Below are 24,244 nucleotides of genomic sequence, written 5' to 3' on the forward strand. Positions count from 1 at the left end.
GGTCGAGCCGCCGCATGAATTAGCAATCGCTGTCGAGGTCGCGCATCAGGTTGCGCAGCGCCAGCACCGGCACACGCTTCAGCGCGCTGTCGAGCGCCTTGGTGACGCACTCGCCGGAGACCAGCGTTTGTTCGAGCTGTTCGCGCTGGGTGCTGCTCAGGCGGTCGAGGCCGGGTGAGTTGTCGATAGCCAACGCGACCAGCACGGCGCTGCGCGGATTGCGCACCTGCGTCGGCTTCTTGTTGTCGAGCACGGGCTTGTCGCCACTGTCATCCGGCTTGCCCGGAACTGTAACCGAGCGTGCGGCAGTCTCAAGCGCGCTGATCCGAGATGTCAGGGACGTGTTGAGCGTCTTCAGCGCCGCGATCTCCTTGTCCTTTCGGGCAATCTCGTCGCGTAGCGCTGGAAGGTCGGTCGTCTCGATCGCATCCTTCGCGCGCTGCGCCTCTTCGAGTTCGCGGCGGAGCGCCGCTTCGGCCTCCTGGCGTTGCGCCTCGGCGCTCTTCGTCGTGTTTTGCTCGCTGCGGGCCTCGGCCAGCGCCTTCTCCAGTCGCGCAACCTCGTCGCGCAGCGCCGGCAGGTCGGTGGTCTGGATCGTGTCCTTGGCGCGCTGCGCCTCTTCGAGCTCACGGCGGAGTGCCGCTTCGGCCTCCTGGCGTTGCGCCTCGGCACCCTGTGTCGTGCTCTGCTGGCTGCGGGCCTCGGCCAGCGCCTTTTCCAGCCGGGCGATATCGTCCCTGCGCAGCGAAAGCTGGCGATCGCGATCGCGGACGGTTTCCTCCGCGCGCTTCTTCAGCGCCTCGGCATCGGCGACGAGTTGCGAGGCCAGTTCCAGCTGGTTCTTGAGTTCGGGCACTTCCTGGTTCAGCCGCACGTTTTCGGCCAGGGCCGCGGCGGCATCGGATGTGCCGGAATTCTTGCGCAGGGTCTCGATCTGGCGCTTGAGGCTGCCATTCTCCTCAGTGAGCGCCTGCGCCTTCTGGCTGCTGTCCTCGACCTGGGCGACGCGGGCATCGAGCTCCCGGGCGAGGTCGCTGATGCGCTGGTCGCGCTGTTCGATTTCGTTCGTGGGAACGGCGCCGTCCATCATCCGGAACGCGCCGTAGCCGCCGGCCGCCCCCAATGCCAGGCTCACCACCGAGGCAAACAGGATGCCGCCTATGCCGCCGCCGCTTGCCGCCGTTCCGCCACTGCTCCTGCCCCATTGATTGTTCATGCCATCCGACCCGCCTGAGACGTTGACTTTCGAGGTACGCTGAAACGGCTGGAGGCGCAAGCGCCGCAAGCCTCTGCATGAAGGACGTATGACGAGGTCTAACTATTGATGTTTTGGCGTAATTACCCAAATATGGGAAGAAAGGTAGGTACGCCATGAAGATGCGTAACGCAAAATTTGCCATCGGCGATATCGTCCGCCACCGGGTCTTCCCCTTCCGTGGCGTGATCTTCGATGTCGACCCCGAATTTGCCAACACCGAAGAGTGGTGGAACGCCATTCCGGCTGAAATACGCCCGTCGCGCGATCAGCCCTTCTATCACCTGTTCGCGGAGAACGAGGATACGGAATACGTCGCCTATGTCTCCGAGCAGAACCTCGTGCCGGACGAAAGCGGCAAGCCGATCCGCCACCCGCAGGTCCGCGCCCTGATGGACGTGGAACAGGGGCATTATCGCTGGAAAGAGGAAAGCGGCATCTTCCACTAGCCGCTTGCGACCAGCATGAAAGCAATAAAAAACCCGGCCGATGGCCGGGTTTTTCGTGTCTCATGAAGCTAAACGCTTACTGGCTCTTGGCAGCCTTCTGGGCGTCTTCGAGCTTCTTGCGGGCTTCCTCGGCCTTCTTCTGCATTTCTTCCTGCAGCAGGCGCTGGCGCTCTTCGAGCTGCGACTGTTCGATCGGCTCGCCGTCGAACACGCCGGTGAAGCCTTCGAGCGAGATCTTGATCGGGTTCGGCGCGCGCTGGAAGTTGACCGAGGTCAGGACCAGTTCGCCGCCCTTCTTGAGGCTGGCGATCATCTGGTCCGTCAGCGGCACTTCGGCGACGCACTTGTCGGGCATGCAGATGGCGTAGTCGAGCTTCAGACCCTTGCCGCCGTCGATCTGCATCTGGACGCCGGGGATCACCAGGCGCGCGCTCGGCACGGAGACCTGCATGATCTTGCGGTTCGTCTTGCCGGCGACCGTGATGAGGCCGACGGCCGTGATGAGCTGACCGCTATTGGCCGTCAGCAGGTTCTGTACGATGCAGACGTCGTTGTCTTCTTGCTTGGTGCAGACCTTGAACCAGCCCTTCGGCGGCAGGGCCTGCTGCTGCGCAAGCGATGCGGACGGCACAGCCGCCACGGCAACGGAAGCAGCGAAGGCGGAAAGCACGGTCCGCTTGATGAGGTGCGATGTGAAGATCATAACGATTTCGGTCTCCTGAAAATCCGGTGCCGGAGCGAAAAAGCCCCTCCTGGACCCGTCGTGGGTCACTCTCGGGCGATTTGGTCAGCCGTGCGCTCTCCTGTCGGCGAATTGAGGCATTTGCATGACCCGCTTCGGGGAACCCTGTTACAATGGGCGGCGCCGGATATCCAGCTTTTCTTGCGAAAATCCTGCCTGCTTTCGATTTACAGCACCCGCCACGCTGCCGTCCCCATTTGCAGGAGTATAATGGGCGAGAATCATCCGTATCGCAACGAGGAGACACCCTTGCGACCACTCCTGATGGCCCTTGCGGCCTCGCTGCTCGGCCTCTCCGCGCCCCTCGGCCACGCCGCCCCCGTGCACGGCATCGCCATGCACGGCGACCCTGCCCTTCCCCCGGACTACAAACATTTCAGCTATGTCAATCCGGACGTGAAGAAGGGCGGGCGCATCGCCTATGGCGTCGTCGGCACCTTCGACAGCCTGAACCCCTTCATTCTCAAGAGCATGCGCACGACGGCGCGCGGCATGTGGGATCCGGAATTCGGCAATCTCGTCTACGAATCGCTGATGGTGCGTTCGCGCGACGAGGCCTTCACCATGTACGGCCTGCTCGCCGAAAGCGTGGAATGGGACGATGACCGGAGCTTCATCGAATTCCACATCAACCCGAAGGCGCGCTGGGCGGATGGTCAGCCGGTCACCCCCGAGGACGTGATCTTCACCTTCGAGCTCATGCGCGACAAGGGCCGCGCGCCCTTCAGCATCCGCCTGAACACGGTAGAAAAGCTGGAAAAAACCGGCGAGCATAGCGTCCGCTTCACCTTCAACGACAAGGGTGACCGCGAGGCGCCCCTGCTGATTGCCTTCTCGCCGATCCTGCCGAAACACGCGATCGACGTGGAGATCTTCGACCGGTCGTCGCTCGCTCTGCCGCTCGGCTCCGGTCCCTACAAGGTAAAGGCTGTCAAACCCGGCGAACGCATCGTCTATGAACGCGATCCGAACTACTGGGGCAAGGACATCCCCTCGAAGGTCGGCTTCGACAATTACGACGAGATCTCCGTCGAGTATTTCCTGCAGGACAATTCGCTGTTCGAGGCCTTCAAGAAGGGCGTGATCGACGTCTACCAGGAAGGCAATCCGACGAAGTGGGCGCGGGGCTACGATTTTCCCGCCGTGCAGTCCGGCACGGTCATCAAGGACGCCGTGAAATCGAAGCTTCCGCCCGTCATGTTCGGCTTCGTCTTCAACACGCGCAGGCCCGTCTTCCAGAACGCGGAACTGCGCAAGGCGCTCTCGCTTGCCTTCGATTTCGAATGGGTCAACCGCACCCTGTTCGAAAACGCCTACACGCGCACGGAGAGTTTCTGGCAAAACTCCGAGCTGTCGTCGCTCAATGTGCCGATCGATGCGCGCGAGCGCGAGATCATCGGCGAGGCGGAAAAGCGAATCGATCCTGGCGTGCTTGCCGGAACCTACCGCCTGCCGGTAACCGACGGCTCGGGACGCGACCGCGCGGTACTGCGCCAGGCGATGGATCATTTCAAAAAGGCCGGCTATTCGATCCAGAACGGCCGCATGGTCGGCGCGTCCGGCGAGCCGCTCGCCTTTGAAATCATGACGCAGAACGCCGACCAGGAGAAGCTCGCGCTCGCCTACCAGCGCTTCCTGGCGGCGCTGGGCGTGCGTGTCAGCCTCCGGACCGTCGACGATTCGCAGTATCAGAGCCGCAGCCAGACCTTCGACTACGACGTCATCATGAAGGCGTTCCTGTCGTCCTTGTCGCCGGGTCTCGAACAGTTGCGGCGCTGGGGAACGGATGCGCGCGATCGCGAGGGCAGCGAGAATTTCGCCGGTGTCGCTGACCCCGACCTCGATCGCGTGATGACCGCCATTCTTTCCGCTCGCTCGGCGGAGGATTTCCGCTCGGCCGTTCGCCTGCAGGACAGGATGCTGCTTTCCGGCAACTACATCGTTCCGCTCTATCACCTCAGCAAACAGTGGATCGCCCGCAACAAGCACGTCGGGCGGCCGGAGATGACGCCGCTCTGGGGCTTCCAGCTTCCCGCATGGTGGGACGAGAGGGCGCAATAAAGAGGGTATCCCCAGAATTGGGGTTACCACGAGGTAACCAGTTGAAAGCCGTGGCCGGTAAGCTTATCTCGGCGGTAACGTTGAAGTGACGGCGCAATGCCTTGAAAGGATTGCGTCGCAGCCGGAAGCTTCCGGCGTCTCGAAAGGAAACCCGGATGGAAGCGATCACGATCGACGTCGTCTCTGACGTCGTCTGCCCCTGGTGCTACCTCGGCAAGAAGCGGCTCGAACAGGCGATCGAGAACGTCAAGGACGAGCTTGCCGTCACCGTGACGTTCCGTCCCTACCAGCTCAATCCGGACCTGCCGCCCGAAGGCGTCGACCACAAGAAGCATCTCGCCGAAAAGCTCGGCGGGATCGACGCCGTCGACCGTGCGCACCAGATGCTGACGGACCTCGGCCATGCCGCCGGCATCGACTTCGATTTCCCCGCGGTGAAGATCAGCCCGAACACGCTCGACGCGCACCGCCTGCTGCGCTGGGCGATGATCGAAGGCCCGCTCGTGCAGGAGCGCGCGGCAATCGCGCTCTTCAAGGCTTATTTCGAGGAAGGTCGCAATGTCGGCGACCGCGCCGTGCTGCTCGATATCGCTGAGGCCTCCGGCATGGACCGCGCGGTGGTGACCGCCCTATTTTCCGCCGGCGCCGATGTCGATTCTGTCAAGGAAGAGATCGGCATGGCCCGCGACATGGGCGTCACCGGCGTGCCCTGCTTCATCATCGACAACAAATATGCCGTGATGGGCGCGCAGTCCCCCGACGTGCTGGTCAATGCCTTCCGCGAGATCGCGACGATGAAGGCGCAGGAGCGCAACGGCGCGGAGTAAGCCCTACTTCGCCAAGCCGGCAAGCTGCGTCATGACCTGCGCAGCGCCCGTCAGGCGCTTTTCAGGCGTCGGATAGTCGCGCGCGAGGAAGACGCTGTGGTCGGGCCGGATCTTCGCGAGCGTGCCCTGCTTCGCGATATAGCTGACCAATGCTGCCGGGTTGGGGAACTGCTTGTTGCGGAACTGCACGACGACACCCTTCGGGCCGGCATCCAGCTTCTCGACATTCGCCGTGCGGCAAAGCGACTTGATGTAGACGATCTTCAGCAGATGCTGCACCTCGACCGGCAGGGGACCGAAGCGGTCGATCAGTTCCGCGCCGAAGGCGTCGATATCGCCGAGTTCGTTGATCTCGCCGAGGCGGCGGTAGAGGCCGAGGCGCAGATGCAGGTCCGGCACGTAATCGTCCGGGATCATGACCGGCGTGCCAACGGAGATTTGCGGCGACCAGCCACTGTCTGCCACTTCCTCGTCACCCTTGATTTCGGCGACCGCCTCTTCCAGCATCTGCTGGTAGAGCTCGAAGCCGACTTCCTTGATATGGCCGGACTGTTCCTCGCCGAGCAGGTTGCCGGCGCCGCGGATGTCGAGGTCGTGGCTTGCAAGCTGGAAGCCCGCACCGAGCGTGTCGAGCGATTGCAGCACCTTGAGGCGGCGTTCCGCCATGCCGGTCAGAGTACGGTTGACCGGCAGCGTCAGAAGCGCGAAGGCGCGCACCTTCGATCGGCCGACGCGCCCGCGCAACTGGTAGAGCTGCGCCAGACCGAACATGTCGGCGCGGTGGATGATCATCGTGTTCGCCGTCGGCACATCGAGGCCGGATTCCACGATCGTCGTCGAGAGCAACACGTCGTAGCGGCCCTCGTAGAAGGCGTTCATGATGTCTTCGAGTTCCGTCGCCGGCATCTGGCCGTGTGCAACGGCAACCTTCAGCTCGGGCACGTCCTGGCGCAGGAAATCATGGATTTCCGAGAGGTCGCTGAGCCGCGGGCAGACGTAAAAACTCTGGCCGCCGCGATAATGCTCGCGCATCAACGTCTCGCGGATGACCAGCGGGTCGAAGGGCGAGATGAAGGTGCGCACGGCCATGCGGTCGACCGGCGGCGTGGTGATGAGCGAGAGTTCGCGCACGCCCGTCATGGCGAGTTGCAGCGTGCGCGGAATCGGCGTCGCCGAGAGCGTCAACACATGCACGTCGCTCTTCAGCTCCTTCAGCCGCTCCTTGTGCTTCACGCCGAAATGCTGCTCCTCGTCGATGATCAGCAGGCCGAGATTGGCGAATTTGATCGACGAACCAAGCAGCGCATGGGTGCCGACGACAATATCCGTCTTGCCCTCGGTCAGTTCCTTCTTCGTCAGCGCCAGTTCCTTCGAGCCGACGAGGCGGGAAGCCTGCTGCACGCGGATCGGCAGGCCGCGGAAACGGTCCGAAAACGTCTTGAAGTGCTGGCGGGACAGCAGCGTGGTCGGCACGACGACGGCGACCTGCACGCCGTTCATCGCCGCGATGAAGGCGGCGCGCAGCGCCACCTCCGTCTTGCCGAAGCCGACGTCGCCGCAGACGAGGCGGTCCATCGGCCGGCCGGCGCCGAGATCCTCACGCACCGCGTCGATGGCGCTTGCCTGGTCGTCGGTCTCGTCATAGGGGAATCGGGCAGCGAATTCGTCATAGACGCCCTCGGGCGCCGCCAGCACCGGCGCATGGCGCACGAGGCGCGCGGCGGCGATCTGGATGAGGCCGTTCGCCATGTCGAGAAGGCGTTTTTTCAGCTTGGCCTTGCGCGCCTGCCAGGCGACGCCGCCGAGCTTGTCGAGCATCGCATCGCTGCCCTCGCCGCCGTAGCGCGAGAGCAGATCGATGTTTTCGACCGGCAGGAAGAGCTTTGCCTCGTCCGCATAGACCAGTTCGAGGCAGGCATGCGGCGCGCCGGCCGCTTCGATCGTGCGCAGGCCAACGAAACGGCCGATGCCGTGTTCGGCATGCACGACGATCGAGCCCTCGTCGAGCCCGGCGACCTCGGTGATGAAATCCGCACCGCGCTTGCGCCGCTTCGAGCGCCGCACCATGCGGTCGCCGAGAATGTCCTGCTCGCCGATGACGACGATGTCGCCGGTCTCGAAACCGCTTTCGAGGCTGAGAACCGCAGACCCCGCCTCGCCCGGCTTCAGCTTGCCGAGATCGGCAAATTTCTCGACCGGCACGACATTGCCGAGGCCGTGTTCGGAAAGCACCTGCAACAACCGATCGAGCGAACCTTCCGACCAGCCCGTCACCAGCACCTTCGCGCCGGACGCCCGCTTGTCGGCGATGTGTTTCGTCGCCTGGTCGAAGACGTTGACGCGCGCGCCCTCGGCATCCTCGCTGCCCGATGGCCGCGCCCAGCGCATGCCCGGCCGTGCCGCGATGCTCTCGACGTGGCGCGCCTCGCCGTCGTGTTCATTGAAGGGCGACAGGCGGATGGCGTTGCGCGCGTCGAGTTCCTGCGCAAAACGCTCGCCATCGAGATAGAGCTGGCCCGGCGGCACGGGCTTGTAGGGCGTCGCCTGCGCTACCTGCCCCTTGCCGGGCGTCGCGGATGCCATGCGGGCATCGTAATAGTCGCGCACCAGGCGCGCGCGCTCGATGGCCGATTCCCGCACCGTATGGTCCGTGACGATGCGAAACCCTTCGAGGTAGTCGAAGGCCGTTTCCAGCCCGTCGTAGAACAGCGCTAGCCAGTGCTCCATGCCGGGATAGCGCCGGCCCTCGGAGACCGCCTGGTAGAGCGCGTCGTCGCGGGTCGCAGCACCAAAGGCCGCGAGATAATGCTTGCGGAAATGCGAGATCGTCTCCGGCGTCAGCGTCACCTCGCTCATCGGGTTGAGGCTGAGGCTGCGCGCCTGGCCGGTCGTGCGCTGGCTGGCAGGGTCGAAGGAGCGGATGCTCTCCAGCGTATCGCCGAAGAAATCGAGGCGCAGCGGCTCGCCGCTGCCGGGCACGAAGACATCGAGAATGCCGCCGCGCACGGCATATTCGCCGACCTCCCGCACGGTCGCGACCCGCTCGAAGCCGTTGCGCTCCAGCCGGGCGGCAACGTCGTCCATGCGGATCTGGTTGCCGGGTTTTGCCGAGAAGGCAAGGCTCTCGATGATGTCGCGCGGCGCCGTCTTCTGCAGCATGGCATTGACGGTGACGAGCACGATCGCCGGATGCGGCTTCTTCTGGTGGGCGATCAGCGCCGACAGCGCGGACAGTCTGCGCGCGGACACTTCGGCGCTCGGCGAGACGCGGTCATAGGGCAGACAGTCCCAGCCGGGCAGCGTCAGCACCGGAATGTCGGGCGCGACGAAGCCGAGCATCTGTTCGAGATCGGGAATGCGCTGGCCGTCCGACAGCACGAAGGCTATCGGGCCGGTCTTGCGGGCGAGGTCGGCGAGGATCAGCGGCTCGATGCCCGAAGGCACGGCGCCGATCGTCAGCGGACGGCCGGCCGCCGCGATGCGTTCTGGGGAAAAACCGGGGATCATGCGCGGTCGTCTTTGAAGAGCGGCGAAAAATCGGGGCGATAGGCGGCGATGCGCGGGAAGAGGCCGTCGCGAAAGGCGTCTGGCACCGGCTTTTCGCCGGTCACCCATTTCACGAGGTCGTTGTCCTCCTCGGCCATGATGCGCTCCAGCTCGTCGAGTTCGGCCTCGTCGAGGGTCTCGATCTCCGCATCGGCGAAGCTGCCGAGCACCAGGTCCATCTCGCGGATGCCGCGGTGCCAGCAGCGGAACAGGATGCGCTTGCGGCGCGGGTCGATCTCGGCGCTCGAGCGTGTCGTTCCCGTCATGATCGTCCTGCCTTTTCCAACAACCTCAACCATCCGGCGCTTCTATAGACCGGCAAAAGCCACTTGTCAGCCTTGCCAAAGCGTCCTTCTCCGGCGATTTTGCCGGTCATGCGCCCCGCCCTGCTCGATCCGCTCTTCGCACCCCTCTCTTCGCTTCCCGGCATCGGCCCGAAGCTCGGGGACCTGTTCGCGCGCCTGCTGAACCACGAGAGCATCGAGGATTGCCGGGTCATCGACCTCGTCTTCCATTTTCCACACTCGATCGTCGACCGGCGCAACCAGCCGGGCATCGCCCATGCGCAGCCGGGCGTCATCGTCACGATCACCGGCGAGGTCGATCGCCACCAGCCGCCACCGCCCGGCAAATCGAACCAGCCCTACCGCGTGTTTCTGCATGACGAGACGGGCGAACTGGCGCTGACCTTCTTCCGGGTCAAGGGCAACTGGCTGGAGAAGGCGCTGCCGGTGGACGAGACCGTCGTCGTCAGCGGCAAGGTCGACTGGTTCAACGGCCGCGCCTCGATGGTGCATCCCGACTACATGGTCCGGCTCGGCGAGGCCGACAACCTGCCGCTGGTCGAGCCGGTGCATGGCCTGACCGCCGGGCTCACGTCGCGCGTGCTGCGCAAGGTCGTCGAGGCGGCAATCGCGCGGGTGCCGCACCTGCCGGAATGGATCGAGGCGACGCTGTTGCAGCGGCAGGATTTCCCCTCCGCCTTCGATGCCTTCCACCGCCTGCACGATCCGCGCGACGAGACGGACCTCGACCCGCAGGCCCCGGCCCGCCGCCGGCTCGCCTATGACGAGTTCCTGGCGGGCCAGATTTCGCTCGCCCTGGTGCGCCAGCGCCTGCGCAAGGTCGCCGGCCGGCCGGTCGTTGCGACCGGAAAGCTCAGCCGCCCGGTCATCAACGCCCTGCCCTTTTCGCTGACCAACAGCCAGCAGGCGGCGATCGCCGAAGTGCTCAAGGACATGACCGCCGAACAGCGCATGCTGCGGCTGCTGCAGGGCGATGTCGGCGCGGGCAAGACGGCGGTGGCGCTGATGGCCATGCTGGCCGCCGTCGAATCCGGCGGACAGGCCGTGCTGATGGCCCCGACTGAAATCCTCGCCCGGCAGCATTTTGCCACGCTGTCGCGCATGGCAGCACCTGCGGGCATCACCATCGACGTTTTGACCGGCCGCACGAAGGGACGCGAGCGCGAGGCCATTCTCGACCGCATCGCGTCGGGCGAAACGCAGATCGTCATCGGCACCCACGCACTGTTCCAGGACAATGTCGCCTATAAGGACCTCGTGCTCGCCGTCGTCGACGAGCAGCACCGGTTCGGCGTGCACCAGCGCCTGCGGCTGACGGCGAAGGGCATCTCGCCGCATATGCTGGTGATGACGGCAACGCCGATCCCGCGCACGCTCGTGCTCGCCGCCTTCGGCGACATGGACGTCTCGAAGCTCACGGAAAAGCCGGCGGGCCGCAAGCCAATCCAGACCGTTGTGATGGCGCAGGAGCGCGTTGGCGAGATCGTCGAGCGCCTGCGCGCCGCCCTTGCCGAGGGCAAGAAGGCCTACTGGATCTGCCCGCTGGTGGAAGAATCGGAGGAAAGCGACCTGATGTCCGTCGAGGAGCGGCACGCGACGCTTGCCAGCGTCTTCGGCCCGGCAGCGGGTCTCGTGCATGGGCGGATGAGCGGGCCGGAGAAGGATGCCGCCATGCTCGCCTTCAAAAGCGGCGAGACGCGGCTGCTGGTTGCGACGACGGTGGTGGAGGTCGGCGTGGACGTGCCGGATGCGTCCATCATGGTGATCGAGCATGCCGAACGATTCGGCCTCGCCCAGCTTCATCAGTTGCGCGGGCGCGTCGGGCGCGGCGAGGAAGCGTCGAGCTGCATCCTGCTCTACAAGGGGCCACTTAGCGAAAACGGCCGCGCGCGGCTGTCCATCCTGCGCGAGACGGAGGACGGTTTTCGCATTGCCGAGGAGGACCTGAAGCTGCGCGGCGAAGGCGAGCTTCTGGGCACCCGCCAGTCCGGCACGCCGGGTTTCCTGGTGGCAAGCCTCGAAGCGCATGGCGACCTACTGGAAATCGCCCGCAAGGACGCCGCCTACATGCTGGAGCGCGATCCGGAGCTGACGGGCGAACGCGGCGAAGCAATACGCACGCTGCTCTATCTCTACCGCCGCGACGAGGCAATCCGGTTCCTACGTGCTGGGTGACCACAAAATCGTGATTTCGCCGAGACCGGCCGTGAAGGCATACTGGCTGTGCACCAGCGAAGAAGGAGAAATGCCATGAAGACAGTTCTCGTAGTCGCAGCAGCGTTTGGCCTTTCGGCATCCGCCGCCTTTGCGGATTGCGCCTATCACACCAAGGGCTCGGCCGAAGCGGACGTCGACAGGACGATCACGACGGCAAGCGTCAACACCACCGAAAAACAATCCCGCCTGCCGGCAGAAGCCGATGCGCTGATTCTGGAAGACCAGAAAGACGCGACCGCCGCGAAATAAGGTCGTCCATGACCTGTGCGCATGATCGCGCCGGGTCAGGAGAATTCGACCAGCGCCAAGGCGAGGCTGCGCGTCAGCCAGCTCGCCTTGGCATTCACGCTACCTAATGGCCGGCGCCCGGCATCACCTCCGGCGGGATGGGGCAGACATAGGGTCGGCCTTCCGTCTTTTCTGCCCATTCCGTCTTGGCGGCAGCCAGCAATTGCGGCGACGTCAGCAATGAAAATCCGGTCGTAGCCAGCACTTTGGCGGCATGCGCCATTGCCTTGTGGGCGGCCGCACTCTTGCCCTGCGCCACCACCTGCCAGGTATGCGGATTGGTGCCGATCGCCCAGGCCGGCGTCCAGCACTGGGCTGTCGGCGTCACCCAGCTGACATCGCCGACATCGGTCGAGCCAGCGCGGAAATGCGACTGGCGTTCGAATTCCCGCAGCCCGAGATGCAGCGGCGTCGAACCATCGATCTTCGCATTGGAAAAGACATCGCCCTTGATCTGGTAGAGGCGAAGGCTGCTCCGGATCGCTTCGTCGGTGAACGTCTGCTGGATCGAGCGCGCGAAGGAAAGGTCGGCTTCATCGAAGGCGATCGGGCCGAGCGCCACCATGTTCTCGTGCATGGCGGTTTCCAGCGTGATGTTGGGCAGGAGATTGGTGGACGCCGTATCGAACACGGTCTCCACCCGGGTTTCCGTCATCATGGCAGCCCCCTGCGCCACCTTCTCGACACGCGCCGCCAGATCGAGCGCCTGGCGCATTTCCGGCGCGCGGATGAGATAGAGCACCTCGGCCTGTGCCTGCACGACATTCGCCGCCCGCCCGCCGGTATCGGTGATGGCATAGTGCACGCGGCAATCCTGCGGCATGTGTTCGCGCAGGAAATTGACGCCGACATTCATCAGCTCGACGGCATCCAGCGCGGAGCGGCCGAGATGCGCGGCGTTCGCGGCATGGGCAGCGATGCCCTTGAAACGATAGTAATATTCGAGCACCGCGAGATTGTTGGTCGAGCGGACGCCATTGAAGGGTGCGGGATGCCAGGTCAACGCCGCATCGACATCCGCAAACAGCCCTGCCCGCACCATGAAGGTCTTGCCGGAACCGCCCTCCTCGCCCGGGCAGCCATAGTAGCGCACCGTGCCCGGCAGGCCGCTGTCCTTCAGGTGCCGCGCGAGCGCGATGGCCGCCATCAGCGAACCGACGCCGAGCAGATTGTGGCCGCAGCCATGGCCGGTGCCACCCGAGGCAAGCGGCCGCGGCTCGGCAAGGCCCGCGGCCTGGCTCATTCCGGCCAGCGCATCGAACTCGCCGAGAAACGCGATGACGGGCTTGCCGCTGCCGAACTCCCCGATGAACGCCGTATCCATTCCCGCCACGCCGCGCCGCACGGCAAAGCCGTTGTCTTCGAGGGCCTTCGCCAGCAGAGCCGAAGACCGCCGCTCCTCGAACTTCAGCTCGGCATGATCCCAGATTTCGTCGCTGAGCGCTGAGAAATCCGGCCTCATGCTGTCGATTGCCGCGGCAATCTTCGTCAGGGCGTCGCTATCCATGGCATGTCCTCGTTTATGCTTGCAGGCCCTCGAAGGGCGCAGAAATCCTTCCGGCGTCGTGTCGCCGGGGTCGATCCTGATCGATGATGGAAAAGCCGCGCCGGGGTCCGCTGCCGGCGCGGCGTTGGGCTCAGTCCTCGACGGACACTTCCCAGAGGCGCGTGTTCGACTGCCAGACGGGCTGGCCCTTCAGCTTCTTCGTGGCGCCCCAGACGTCGACCATGTCATAGAGAAAGATGCCGGGCATTTCCTTGAGCATCAGTTCATGAAACTCGTCGAAGATCTTCTGGCGCTTGGCAGAATCGGCCTCGACATAGGCAGCCTTCATCAGTTCGACGGCCTTGGGATCGTCCCACATCAGCGAGGCGTTCTTGTCCTTGTCGCCGACATAGAAGGCGTACATCAGCGCCGGGTCGAGACGGGGCGCGACCGACTGCGAGATCACCTGGTAGTTGCCGGAACGGCGGCGGTCGACCTGCGTCGCGTAATCGAGCACCTCGATCTCCACGTTGAGGCCGATCTGCTGCATCATCGCCTGCGCCATGACGGCGACCGGGAAGCTCGGCACGTTGCCGCGCTTGTTGGCGATGATCGAGATCGGCTCGCCGTTATAGCCCGCATCCGCCAGTTCCTTCTTGGCGGCTTCGAGGTCGTAGGGCAGACGCTTCTTCTGGATATCGTCGAAATAGACGGAGTCCTGCGAGACCATCGAACCGTTCGCCTCGCCGGTGCCATTCGAGGCGGCCGCGACGAGTTCGTCGAGATCGAGCGCCATCGCCATGGCGCGGCGCACGCCGGGCTTGCTCAGCACCTTGTCGCGGGTCTGGATGTAGAACAGGTTCTTGCCGTTGTTGCGCGAGACGATCAGCTGCGTCTTGTCGCTGGACTTGAATTCCGGAATGAGGTCCGGCGAAATCTCCGCCGTGTCGAGCACGCCCGATTGAAGGCCGGCCTTCACCGTCGAGGCATCGGGGATGACCATGAACTTGATGCCGTCAGCAAGCGGCCGCTTGGAGCCGACCATGCCGTCCGGCTTTCCATCATTTTCCGGCGACACATAATCCGCGAACTTGGCGAGATGGATGTATTCACCCTTCTTCCACTCGTCCCACTGGAACGGGCCGGTGCCGATCGGCTTGTCGAAGCTGCCGTCGGCAGCCAGCGAGTCGGGCGAGATCATGCCGGTATAGCCGCATTCCGGGCGCGACATCAGGCCGAGGAGAACGGCCGAGGGTTTTGCGAGCGTGATCGCGACCGTCGACGCATCGACCGCCTTGACGCCGGTGACGGCGGCGGCACCCCCTTCGGCGAAATCGGACAGGCAGGTCCATTTCGTTTCCGGGTTGAGATAGCGCGTCCAGTTCCACACGACATCCTCCGCCGTCAACGGCTTGCCGTTGTGGAACTTCACGTCGGTGCGCAGCTTGAACGTATAGGTGAGGCCGTCGGCCGAGGTCTCGAAGCTCTTGGCGAGCAGCGGCTTGACTTCGCCGCTGTTGTTATAGCCGACGAGCCCCTCGACGATGTGCAGGATCACGCCGTCGGTGTTGCCGTCGCGGTTGACGCCGGGATTGTTGCTGCGCAGGTCGGAGCTCTGCGCGACGGTGATGTCGCGCGCGGCGGCGGCATGGGCCAAGGCAAGCAGGGCGGTGCCTGCCAGAAGAAGCGTTTTCATTGTTCTACCCTCTTTTCTCTTGTTGATCATTGGGGCTGGAATTCATCCCAGCAGGCGCGCGAGAGCCTGCCGATGGTTTCCAGCGATAGCGTGTACCCCGGCGTGCCGTCGGGCATGGCCTGCGGCACTTCATCGGTGAAGGCGCAGAGGATGTAGAAGGGATTTCCGTCGCGATAGACGATGCCGCAGTTCATGCGGCCGCGCTTGCCCGTGCCGCCCTTGTGGGCGACGACCGCGCCGAACGGCAGCCTGGAGGGGATCGCGTAGCGCAGGATCTGGTTCTTCAGGGTTTGCAGCGCAAAGGCACAGAGCGCCTGCGAGCATCCAAGCAGGCGGGCACTTTCCTCAGAAGTCTGCGCATGGAGGATCGCCTGCAGCAGGAACGCCTGGTCGCGCGCGGTCGTGGTGGTGACGGAGGTCAGCGTGTGATCCGGCGAGAGCGCGAGCGGCGGAATGAGGAAGCGGTGATGCGTGCCGGCCATGCCGATCGCCTTGCAATAGCCGTCGACCTCCTCCAGCGTCAGCCGCTCGAACACCATCTTGGTGCAGACATTGTCGCTCAGCACCATCATGCCGGTGATGGCGTCGCGCAGCGAAATGACGATGCCGGGCGTCAGGTAGCGGAACATGCCGCTCGCCACTTCCTCGGCATAGCGCGCCTCGTAGGTGATCTTTTCGTCGAGATCGAGCCGGCCGTCCTCGGCCGCCTTCAGCGCCGCCATCATGATCGACGTCTTGCGGGTGCTGGCGGACGGTGTCTCCTCGTCGGCGCCGCGCTCATAGGTCTCGCCCGTCAGGAGGTTGCGCGCCAGGAAGCGCGTCACGAAGGGCTGGGCGTCGCAAATGGCGGCGAGCCGTTCGGCCGCGCGCCCGGAATTCATCAGCCTGTCCACGTCAGTTCTCCAGGCGCCATTTGAGGGACACGCCGCCCCGCGCATTTTGGTCGAGGGCGGGAATGGCCGAGAGGAGACGGCGCGTATAGGCCTCCTTCGGGCTGTCGAAAATCGTGTCGCGGTCGCCCTCTTCGATGATGCGGCCGTCCTGCATGACGACGACGCGGTCGGCGACCTGCTCGACAACGCCGAGATCGTGGCTGATGAACAGGCACGAGAAGCCGTAGCGTTTCTGGAGGTCGGAGAAGAGCGCGAGCACCTGCGCCCGCACCGTCACGTCGAGCGCGGAGACCGGCTCGTCGGCGATCAGGAAACGCGGTCGGCGCGCGATGGCGCGGGCAATCGCCACGCGCTGGCGCTGGCCGCCGGAGAGTTCATGCGGGTAGCGGCTGGCATAATCGGCATTGAGGCCGACCTCCTCCAGCGTCTCCAGCGCGCGTTTGCGTTTTGCGGCGGCATCGAGGCCCGGCACCAGCCGCAGCGCTTCTTCGACCAGCGCCAGGATCGTCATGCGCGGATCGAGCGAGGAATAGGGATCCTGAAACACCATCTGGCAATTCAGGCGGTAATCCTGCCACTCCTCGTCGCGCGAGCGGCCCTGGAACTGGATCCGGCCGCCGCTTTCCTTCACCAGGCCGGCAATGGTGCGGCCAAGCGTGGTCTTGCCGGAGCCCGAACCGCCGACGAGGGCGACGACCTCACCCTCGTGGATGTCAATGCTGACGCCATGCAACGCCCGCTTGGCCGCCGCTTTCTTCAGCAGCGACTTGCGGCCGGCATAATCGACGACGATGTCGCGGGCCGAAACCATCGGCGCCTTCGCCGTGTCGATCGACCGCGGTTCGCCGCGGAACGGCAGCGAGGAGAGCAGTTTTTTCGTATAGGGATGCTGCGGCGCCTCCAGCAGGTCTTCCGTGCGGCCCGCTTCGACGATCGCGCCCTTTTCCATCACCACGATGCGGCTGGTGTAACGCGCCACCATCGGCAGGTCGTGGCTGATCAGGAGAACCGCCGTGCCTTCGGCCCGCGTCAGTTCCACCATCAGTTCCATGACGTCGCGCTGAATGACTGCATCGAGCGCCGTGGTCGGCTCGTCCGCGATCAGCAGAGCGGGCTTCAGCAGCATGACCGAGGCCAGCATGATACGCTGGCGCATGCCGCCGGAAAACTCGTGCGGATAGGAGGCGAGCGCGCCTTCCGGATCGCGGATGCCGACCCGGCGCAGCATCTCCAGGATTCGCGCGCGGCGCTTGTCCGGCGACAGTTTCGTGTGGAGGACCAGGCCCTCCTCAAGCTGGCGGCCGATCGTCATGGACGGGTTGAGCGAGGTCATCGGCTCCTGGAAGACGACGCCGACCTCGGCGCCGCGCAGGCGCCGCAAATCCCTGTCCTTCATCGTCAGCACATCACGGCCCTTGTAGCGGACCGCTCCGCCGACAACTTTGATGGCCGGCGGCAACAGGGCGATGAGGGCGCGTGTCGCGAGCGTCTTGCCCGATCCGCTTTCGCCGACGATACCGAAGATTTCGCCGGCGGCGATGTCGAAGGAGATATCGTTGACCACCTTGTGGCCGGACCGGGCGACCTCCAGCGTGAGGCCGCGAACCGTCAGAAGCGTGTCCACCGTCATTTCAGACCTCTCATGCGCGGGTCGAGCCTGTCGCGAAGGGCATCGCCCAGAAGATTGATGCCGAGCAGCGTCAGCGCGATGCAGAGGCCGGGAAACAGGCCGAGCCAGACGGCTTGCTCGATGAACGGCCGGCCGGCGGCCAGCATGTTGCCCCAGGTGGGGGCCGGTGGCGGCACGCCGAGGCCGAGGAAGGAGAGCGCGCTTTCCGAGAGGATCGCCCAGCCGAACATCGAGGTCGCGAGCACGGTGATCGGCGCCAGGCAATTCGGCAGGATGTGGCGGAACATCGTGAAGAGCTCGCCATTGCCCATCACCCGCGAGGCCTCGACGAATTCGCGTTCGCGCAACGACAGCACGGCGCCGCGCACCACGCGGGCCATGGAAGGCGTGTAAGCAATGCCGAGCGCGAAAATGATGCCGTACTGGTTGGCGCCGAAGACGGCGAGCAGGCCGAGCGCCAGCAGGATGCCCGGGAAGGCCAGCAGCGCATTGTTGACCGCCATGATGACGCCATCCACCCAGCCGCGGGCATAGCCGCTGACGAGGCCGATGAGCGTGCCGCAGATCGTCGCGAAGCCGACGGTCAAGACGCCGATCCACACGCTGGCGCGCGCGCCGATCATCAGGCGGCTGAGCACGTCGCGGCCGAATTCGTCGGTGCCGAGCAGGTGCGCGTCGCTCGGTGCGGCAAGCCTTGCCGTGAAGGACAGCTTCATCGGGTCGAACGGCGTCCAGACGAGGCCGATGGCGGCGGTGATGAGCAGGATGGCGATCAGCGTGCCGCCGATGAGCCCGTTGAGAGAGACCTTTTTCATTCGGCAACAACCCGCGGATCAAAGAGGGGATACAGCAGGTCGACGACGAGGTTGACGAGCACGTAGGACAGCGACACGAACAGCAGGCAGCCCTGGATGACCGGGTAATCGCGGGCAAAGATGCTATCGACCATCAGCCGGCCGAGGCCCGGAATGGTGAACACCGTCTCGATGACGGCGATGCCGCCGAGGAGATTGCCGAGGATCAGGCCGATCATCGTCCAGGTCGGGCCGAAGGCGTTCTTGAAGGCGTGCCGCCAGAGCACCGCGCTTTCCGAAAGGCCCTTCGCACGGGCATGGGTAATGTAGTCGAGGCGCAGCACTTCCAGCGTCGAGGCGCGCGCCATGCGGATCAGCACGCCCATTTCGTGGATGACCAGCGTCATCACCGGCAGCACGAGATAGAGCAGGCCGCCGACGACGTTGTCGCCGATCGAGACGTAGCCGAGCACCGGCAACCAGCCGAGCTTGAGGCCGAAGAACAGCAGCAGCAGAAGGCCGAGCCAGAAGGTCGGGATCGACAGAAGCACGGTCGCAGTGCCGACCAACACCAGGTCCGTCAAACTGTTCTGACGCCAGGCGGCGATCACGCCGGCCGGCACGGCGATAAGGCTTGCCAGCAGCACGGCGACCACGACGATCTCGGCACTGACCAGAAAGCGCGAGACCACCAGCGGCAGCACCGCCTCGTCGTTGACGATCGACCGGCCGAAATCGCCATGCAGGACGTTGCCCGCCCAGATCAGGAATTGCTGCGGCATCGACTTGTCGAGGCCGAGTTCGACGCGCATGGCCGCGATCTGGTCGGGCTGCGCCATATCGCCGAGCATGAGGGCGGCGGGATCACCGGGAATGAGGCGGATCAGCGCGAAGACCGTGATCGATACGAGCACGATCGTCGGAAGCGCCATCACGAGGCGGTTGAGGATAAAACGTAACATGGGTTCCCCACGATTGGCGGCCGGACTTGCGTCCGCCGTCATCGGTTTCGTTGCCTAAGACTATGAGGGAATGAGCAAAGACGCGCAATATTATGCGTTTTCGTCATATGTTTATGCAGACTTGGGAAGGAACGCCGGCGGGAAAAACGCCGGTTCTCGAAGGTCATACGATTGATTTCACTCGCCTCTTTGGGAGAGCTGGATCTGTCTCTTCAAGGCGTCGCTCAGCCCTTGCGCCGCGATGGACAGCGGCACGCCGTCCGCACGCGCCAAGCCGAATTCCTGCGTCGCCGTCGGTATGAAGGGGCGCTGCACGAGGTTCAGGTGCCGGTAGAGATTCGCATAGAAGCTGCTGATGATCGTGATGCCCAGCCCGTGCGCGACGTAGGAGCAGGCCGAGCTGTTGGTATGCGTCTCGATCTTCACCATCTGCTTCACCCCTGCCCGCTTGAAGGCCTGGTCGAGCGCCATGCGGTTCGGTCTCTGCTTGCCGATCAGGATCAGCGGCACGTTCTTGAGGTGCTTGATGGTGATTTCGTCGAGCTCGGCGAGCGGGTGGTCCTTCGGAAGGACGCAGACGCTCTGGCCGCTTGCCACCTTGTCGACCACGATGCCCGGCCCCGTCTCGCCCTCCATGCGGAGAAAACCGAGGTCGATGACCCGGTCGCCGACCAGCTTGCTGATCAGCGTCGTCGTCTCGAAGAAGGTCTCGATGCGCACACCCGGAAAATCGCGCACATAGTCGATGAGCATGGCGGGCGCAAAGTTCTCCCACATGCTGCTCGGCAGCGCGATGCGGACGATTTCCGGGCCGGACGCGCCGCTGCGCAGGTCTTCGGCATGGCCGGACATGCGCTCGACGGCGAGCAGCACGTTTTCCGCATCGCGCCCGAGCACCACCGCCTCCGGCGTCGGGATCAGCCGCCCCTTGTCGCGGGCAAAAAGCGTGATGGCGAGGTCGCTTTCGAGCTGTTGCAGCATGCGGCTCACGCCCGACTGGCTGAGGCCCATGGCCTTGGCGGTCGCAATCGTCGAGCCGGTGGCAAGCAGCGTGCGCAGGACTTCGAGCAAGCGGATGTTCATGGCAACGGCACCTTCGGCTTGTGCATATCAGGACGCCCAGCCGGCAATGTTTTGCAGGAAAAAGCCGGCTGTCTTGGGCAGCGGGTGTTTTTCGCCGCTGATCAGGCAATAGGTGACCGGAAGTTCCGGCTCAAGGTCGATGAAGCGCAGCGGCAGGTTGGCAAATTCTCGGGCGATCAGATCGCCGACCAGCGCGATGCCGAGCCCTTCCGCGGCCAGCGCACAGGCACTCGCCACGGAATGCGCTTCCAGAAGCGGCCGCTGCCTGAGGCCATGCTGATAGAACAGCGCTTCGAGCTGGTGGCGAACCGGTCGTTCCCGGTTGAGCACGATCAGGTCTTGCCCCTTCAGATCCGCGATCGCCAGCGACGCGCGGCCGGCCAGCGGATGGTCGACATGGAGCGCGCAGACAACGCGGGACGGCAGCAGCCTTTCCTGCCGCAAGGCGGGTGTGGCGAACGGCAGGCGTGCGAACCCGATATCCGCTTCGCCATCGGCGACCATGCGCTCGATCGCCAGGTAGCTTCCCGATGCAATCTCCACCCGCATCGGCCCATTGGCCGACAGGAAGGCGCGGATCATCTTCGGCACTGCCGTCGAGGACAGGCTCGCGGGGAAAGCGAGCCTCAGCAGCATCTCGCGCGAGCGGCCGCTTTCCAGCTCGATCGCTGCGGTCTTCAGCGCGCGCAGCCGATCTGAAATGGCGCGGATCTCCGGCCCCAGCTGCAAACCTTCGCGCGTCGGCGACAGGCGGTTCTTGTCGCGGTCGAACAGGCGCACGCCGAGATAGTCTTCGAGCTGCTGGAGCAGGCGGCTGGCATTGGACTGCGAAATGCCGATCTCGGCCGCCGCCGCGATCGTCGAGCCGGTCGCGGCAATGGCGTCATAGGCTTCGATATGCTTCAGGCTGATCGCCGCGTTCTCCGCTTTCGCCATGAAGACCCCCATTCCTCGATAGACCTACCGCAAAACCGCATAAGATTGTGGCTTGCTGAAAAGTCGAACACTTTCGCCCGCGAACCAAGCCTAGCGAGAGACATTCGTCAATGACCAGCATACTTCCCGAAATCGCGCGCCGCCTTTCGCTGCGAACTACATTTTCCGAGACCGCGATGGAGCGTGCCCGCGATGCCGTCATTGACACGCTCGGCTGCATGATTGCCGGCGGCCACGATCCGGCCGTGCAGGCCGTCGTCAATGCGTTTGGGGACGAAATGTCCAGCGGCGGCGGTTGCTGGCTGGTCACCGGCGGTGCGGCGCCGTCCTCGCTGGCCGCCCTGGTGAATGGGACGGCGGCGCATGCGCTGGACTTCGACGACAATTTCCACCCTGCCCGGGCGCACGCCTCCGCCGTCCTCGTCCCGGCTCTTCTTGCCGTGGCGGGAGCAGGCCGCACCAGCGGCCGCCACTTTCTGGAAGCCTATCTGACCGGACTGGAAGCACAGGCCGCCGTCGGCTTCGGCGTCAATCCCTCGCATTACAACAGAGGCTGGCATGGCACATCGACCGTCGGCACGATCGGCGCTGCCGCAGGTGTCGCCCGCCTGCTGGGCGCCGGTATCGAGCAGACGGCGCACGCGATGAGCCTCGCAACCTCCATGGCCTGCGGCCCCAAGGGCCAATTCGGCACCCCGGCAAAACCGCTTCATGCCGGCATAGCCGCGCGCAACGCCGTCGAGGCCGCCCGCCTTGCGCTTGCCGGCAGCGCCGGCCGGCTCGATATTCTGGAGAGACCGCAAGGTTTTCTGGATCTCTTCGGCGGCGATGAACCGCGAGGCTGGACAGATTGGCCGATGGAGGACGCGCATGTCATCGAGACACGCGGCCTCGTCACCAAACGCCATCCTTGCTGCGCCTCGACCCATCGGGCAATCGACGCGCTTCTCGACCTGAAGCATGAGCACAATCTGACAGCGGCGGACATCGTGCGCATCGAAACGAAGGTCGGACTCTCCGCCATACGCAACCTTGTCTATCGCGAGCCGGAGAACGGCATGCAGGCCCGGTTCTCGATGCACTATTGCCTGGCGACGGCCTTGGTGCATGACGGGCTCAGCCTGAAGGATTTCGAACCTTGCGCCCTGCATCGTCCGCAGATCCAGGCGCTCATGAGCCGGATCGAAATGACCTCCTACACGGCGGAAGAGGAGCGCGGCCACGAGCGCCTGCCCCATCTTGTCGCCGTGACCTTGAAAAATGGAACCGTCCTGCGCCACGCGCGCCTGCATGCCAAGGGCTCGCGCGAGGATGCGCTGGACGCGGATCAAAGGCGGCGAAAGTTTGCCGACTGCCTGCAATGGGGCGGGCATCGTACGGACGACGGCCTTTATGATCGGCTTCTTGCGCTTCCAAGCCTGTCGTCGATAAACGAGGCACTCCCACCAGTGTAACCAAAATTGGACATTCGTCCCGCCTCGCCGCTGTTGCCATGTGACGGGCCGGCTCTATGTATCGCCCGACGCGATAGAGGAAGATGCATGGGCGAAACCACACAAACAAAGGCACTTACGGGCGTTGAAGGGCTTGACGATATTCTCGCTGGCGGTCTGACGCGCCGTCACGTTTTTCTTCTCGAAGGATCGCCCGGCACGGGCAAGACGACGATTGCGCTGCAATTTCTGCAGGAGGGGGCCGCGCGTGGAGAGAAGTGTCTCTACATCACACTGTCGGAGACCGAAGAGGAACTGCGCGACAGCGCGGCGTCGCACGGCATGGTCATCGCGGATGCAATCAAGATCTTCGAGCTCGTGCCACCGGAAAGCCTGCTGGACGAAGACCAGCGCCAAAGCCTGCTCTACTCCTCGGATCTGGAGCTTGGCGAAACGACAAAGATGATTTTCGAGGCTTTCGAGACCCTGCAACCGAACCGGGTGGTGCTCGACAGCCTCTCCGAAATCAGGCTTCTGGCACAAAGTTCGCTGCGCTATCGCCGGCAGATCCTGGCCCTGAAACACTTCTTCTCGAAGACTGGTGCCACCGTCCTGCTGCTCGACGACATGACCGCGGACAACCTCGACAAGACTGTCCATAGCATCGTGCATGGCGTAATCCATCTGGAGCAGCTCGCACCCAACTATGGCTCTGAAAGACGTCGCTTGCGGGTGACGAAATACCGTGGGCAGGCCTTTCGCGGCGGATACCATGATTTCGTCATCAAGACCGGCGGCGTGGCCGTTTTCCCGCGGCTGCGCGCGGTAGAACATCGGGCGAGCTTCGAGCGCGATACGCTGAAAAGCGGCATTGTTCAGTTCGACCAGTTGCTTGGCGGCGGCATTCAGCGCGGATCGAGCACGCTCCTCATCGGCCCGGCAGGCACGGGCAAGAGCCTCTTTACACTGCAATTCGTCAAGGCTGCCGTGCAACGGGGAGAAAAGGCGGCAATCTTCATCTTCGACGAAGAGCTGGGATTGCTGTTCTCCCGCACGAAGGCCATGAACCTCGATCTGGAACAATACCAGCGGGATGGGCTGATCCATATCGAGCAGCTCGATGCCGCCGAGCTGTCGCCCGGGGAATTCACCCAACGCGTCCGCGACCGCGTCGCGAGTTTCGATGCGAAGACGGTCGTCATCGACAGCGTCAACGGCTACCAGGCATCAATGCCGGAAGAAAATGCGCTCATTCTCCACATGCACGAGCTGCTGCAATACCTCAATCGCCAGGGCACCAACACGTTCGTCACGGTCGCCCAACACGGCCTCGTCGGGGACATGAAATCGCCGGTGGATGTGACCTATCTTGCCGATACCGTTATTCTTTTGCGCTATTTCGAAGCGCTTGGAAAAGTCAGGCGCGCGGTCTCGGTTATCAAGAAGCGCACCGGCTGGCACGAAGATACCATCCGTGAATTCCGCATCGGCAATACCGGACTGGTGTTGGGCGAACCGCTTTCCGGCTTCCAGGGGGTTTTGCGCGGCGTGCCGACCTTCGTCGGCGAAAGACAGCCGTTGCTGACATCCGCAAAAGAGGGCCAGGACGATTCCCAGTAGACACGCCTTCGCCCTTATCCA

At 64.2% G+C, this 24,244-nt stretch carries 19 protein-coding genes; 7 read left to right on the top strand and 12 right to left on the bottom strand.

The window, feature by feature from the left end; all coding sequences use genetic code 11:
* Window positions 1–19: 19 nt before the first annotated feature.
* The gene (locus tag GB927_RS06905) at window positions 20–1,216 is read right to left on the bottom strand and encodes a coiled-coil domain-containing protein (RefSeq protein ID WP_256115931.1); all 1,197 of its coding nucleotides are present in this window, start codon (window positions 1,214–1,216) and stop codon (window positions 20–22) included.
* 155 nt (window positions 1,217–1,371) lie between these two features.
* Here GB927_RS06905 and hspQ point away from each other — a divergent pair, with 155 nt between their 5' ends.
* Window positions 1,372–1,704, top strand: coding sequence for a heat shock protein HspQ (hspQ, locus tag GB927_RS06910; RefSeq protein WP_256115932.1), 333 nt, complete (start codon window positions 1,372–1,374; stop codon window positions 1,702–1,704).
* 76 nt (window positions 1,705–1,780) lie between these two features.
* Here the strand turns inward: hspQ and GB927_RS06915 are convergent, their stop codons facing one another.
* Complete coding sequence (locus tag GB927_RS06915) at window positions 1,781–2,407, bottom strand: invasion associated locus B family protein (RefSeq protein ID WP_256115933.1); 627 nt, start codon at window positions 2,405–2,407, stop codon at window positions 1,781–1,783.
* Between the two features lie 303 nt (window positions 2,408–2,710).
* On the opposite strand from GB927_RS06915, the gene GB927_RS06920 reads away from it, so the two are divergent.
* Both GB927_RS06920 and GB927_RS06925 read left to right on the top strand, forming a co-directional pair.
* Window positions 2,711–4,507 carry an extracellular solute-binding protein gene (locus tag GB927_RS06920; protein ID WP_256116187.1) on the top strand — a complete coding sequence of 599 codons (1,797 nt, stop codon included), beginning with the start codon at window positions 2,711–2,713 and terminating at the stop codon, window positions 4,505–4,507.
* 155 nt (window positions 4,508–4,662) lie between these two features.
* Window positions 4,663–5,334, top strand: coding sequence for a DsbA family oxidoreductase (locus GB927_RS06925; protein WP_256115934.1), 672 nt, complete (start codon window positions 4,663–4,665; stop codon window positions 5,332–5,334).
* Window positions 5,335–5,337: 3 nt separating this feature from the next.
* On the opposite strand, the gene mfd is transcribed toward GB927_RS06925, so the two are convergent.
* Window positions 5,338–8,841, bottom strand: coding sequence for a transcription-repair coupling factor (gene mfd, locus GB927_RS06930; RefSeq protein ID WP_256115935.1), 3,504 nt, complete (start codon window positions 8,839–8,841; stop codon window positions 5,338–5,340).
* Window positions 8,838–9,146 (bottom strand): FAD assembly factor SdhE, encoded by a 309-nt coding sequence (locus tag GB927_RS06935; RefSeq protein WP_256115936.1) that lies wholly within the window; start codon window positions 9,144–9,146, stop codon window positions 8,838–8,840. The genes mfd and GB927_RS06935 overlap by 4 nt, the downstream gene beginning before the upstream one ends.
* A gap of 108 nt (window positions 9,147–9,254) precedes the next feature.
* Here GB927_RS06935 and recG point away from each other — a divergent pair, with 108 nt between their 5' ends.
* Both recG and GB927_RS06945 read left to right on the top strand, forming a co-directional pair.
* On the top strand, window positions 9,255–11,360 hold the full coding sequence (gene recG / locus GB927_RS06940) for an ATP-dependent DNA helicase RecG (protein ID WP_256115937.1): 2,106 nt from the start codon (window positions 9,255–9,257) through the stop codon (window positions 11,358–11,360).
* Between the two features lie 75 nt (window positions 11,361–11,435).
* Window positions 11,436–11,651 (top strand): hypothetical protein, encoded by a 216-nt coding sequence (locus GB927_RS06945; RefSeq protein ID WP_256115938.1) that lies wholly within the window; start codon window positions 11,436–11,438, stop codon window positions 11,649–11,651.
* 103 nt (window positions 11,652–11,754) lie between these two features.
* Here GB927_RS06945 and GB927_RS06950 read toward each other — a convergent pair whose 3' ends face one another.
* The 8 genes from GB927_RS06950 to GB927_RS06985 form a co-directional block, all read right to left on the bottom strand.
* Window positions 11,755–13,197: a M20 family metallopeptidase gene (locus tag GB927_RS06950; protein ID WP_256115939.1), complete on the bottom strand. Its 1,443-nt coding sequence runs from the start codon at window positions 13,195–13,197 to the stop codon at window positions 11,755–11,757.
* 130 nt (window positions 13,198–13,327) lie between these two features.
* Window positions 13,328–14,872 carry an ABC transporter substrate-binding protein gene (locus GB927_RS06955; RefSeq protein WP_256115940.1) on the bottom strand — a complete coding sequence of 515 codons (1,545 nt, stop codon included), beginning with the start codon at window positions 14,870–14,872 and terminating at the stop codon, window positions 13,328–13,330.
* A gap of 26 nt (window positions 14,873–14,898) precedes the next feature.
* Window positions 14,899–15,753, bottom strand: a complete 855-nt coding sequence (locus GB927_RS06960) for a serine hydrolase (protein ID WP_305110940.1) — start codon at window positions 15,751–15,753, stop codon at window positions 14,899–14,901.
* Between the two features lie 13 nt (window positions 15,754–15,766).
* Window positions 15,767–17,395: an ABC transporter ATP-binding protein gene (locus tag GB927_RS06965; RefSeq protein ID WP_256115942.1), complete on the bottom strand. Its 1,629-nt coding sequence runs from the start codon at window positions 17,393–17,395 to the stop codon at window positions 15,767–15,769.
* The gene (locus GB927_RS06970; RefSeq protein WP_256115943.1) at window positions 17,392–18,210 is read right to left on the bottom strand and encodes an ABC transporter permease; all 819 of its coding nucleotides are present in this window, start codon (window positions 18,208–18,210) and stop codon (window positions 17,392–17,394) included. Before GB927_RS06970 ends, GB927_RS06965 begins: the two co-directional genes overlap by 4 nt.
* A complete protein-coding gene (locus GB927_RS06975; RefSeq protein WP_256115944.1) occupies window positions 18,207–19,151 on the bottom strand; it encodes an ABC transporter permease in 945 nt (314 codons plus the stop codon). Before GB927_RS06975 ends, GB927_RS06970 begins: the two co-directional genes overlap by 4 nt.
* Before the next feature lie 177 nt (window positions 19,152–19,328).
* Window positions 19,329–20,234: a LysR family transcriptional regulator gene (locus tag GB927_RS06980; RefSeq protein ID WP_256115945.1), complete on the bottom strand. Its 906-nt coding sequence runs from the start codon at window positions 20,232–20,234 to the stop codon at window positions 19,329–19,331.
* Window positions 20,235–20,261: 27 nt separating this feature from the next.
* The gene (locus GB927_RS06985; RefSeq protein WP_256115946.1) at window positions 20,262–21,170 is read right to left on the bottom strand and encodes a LysR family transcriptional regulator; all 909 of its coding nucleotides are present in this window, start codon (window positions 21,168–21,170) and stop codon (window positions 20,262–20,264) included.
* Window positions 21,171–21,280: 110 nt separating this feature from the next.
* Here GB927_RS06985 and GB927_RS06990 point away from each other — a divergent pair, with 110 nt between their 5' ends.
* Window positions 21,281–22,624, top strand: a complete 1,344-nt coding sequence (locus GB927_RS06990) for an MmgE/PrpD family protein (RefSeq protein ID WP_256115947.1) — start codon at window positions 21,281–21,283, stop codon at window positions 22,622–22,624.
* An 87-nt stretch (window positions 22,625–22,711) separates the two neighbouring features.
* Window positions 22,712–24,223: an ATPase domain-containing protein gene (locus GB927_RS06995; RefSeq protein ID WP_256115948.1), complete on the top strand. Its 1,512-nt coding sequence runs from the start codon at window positions 22,712–22,714 to the stop codon at window positions 24,221–24,223.
* The last annotated feature ends 21 nt before the right edge of the window (window positions 24,224–24,244 follow it).

Source organism: Shinella lacus, from assembly GCF_010994755.1.
Lineage (GTDB): Bacteria > Pseudomonadota > Alphaproteobacteria > Rhizobiales > Rhizobiaceae > Shinella > Shinella lacus.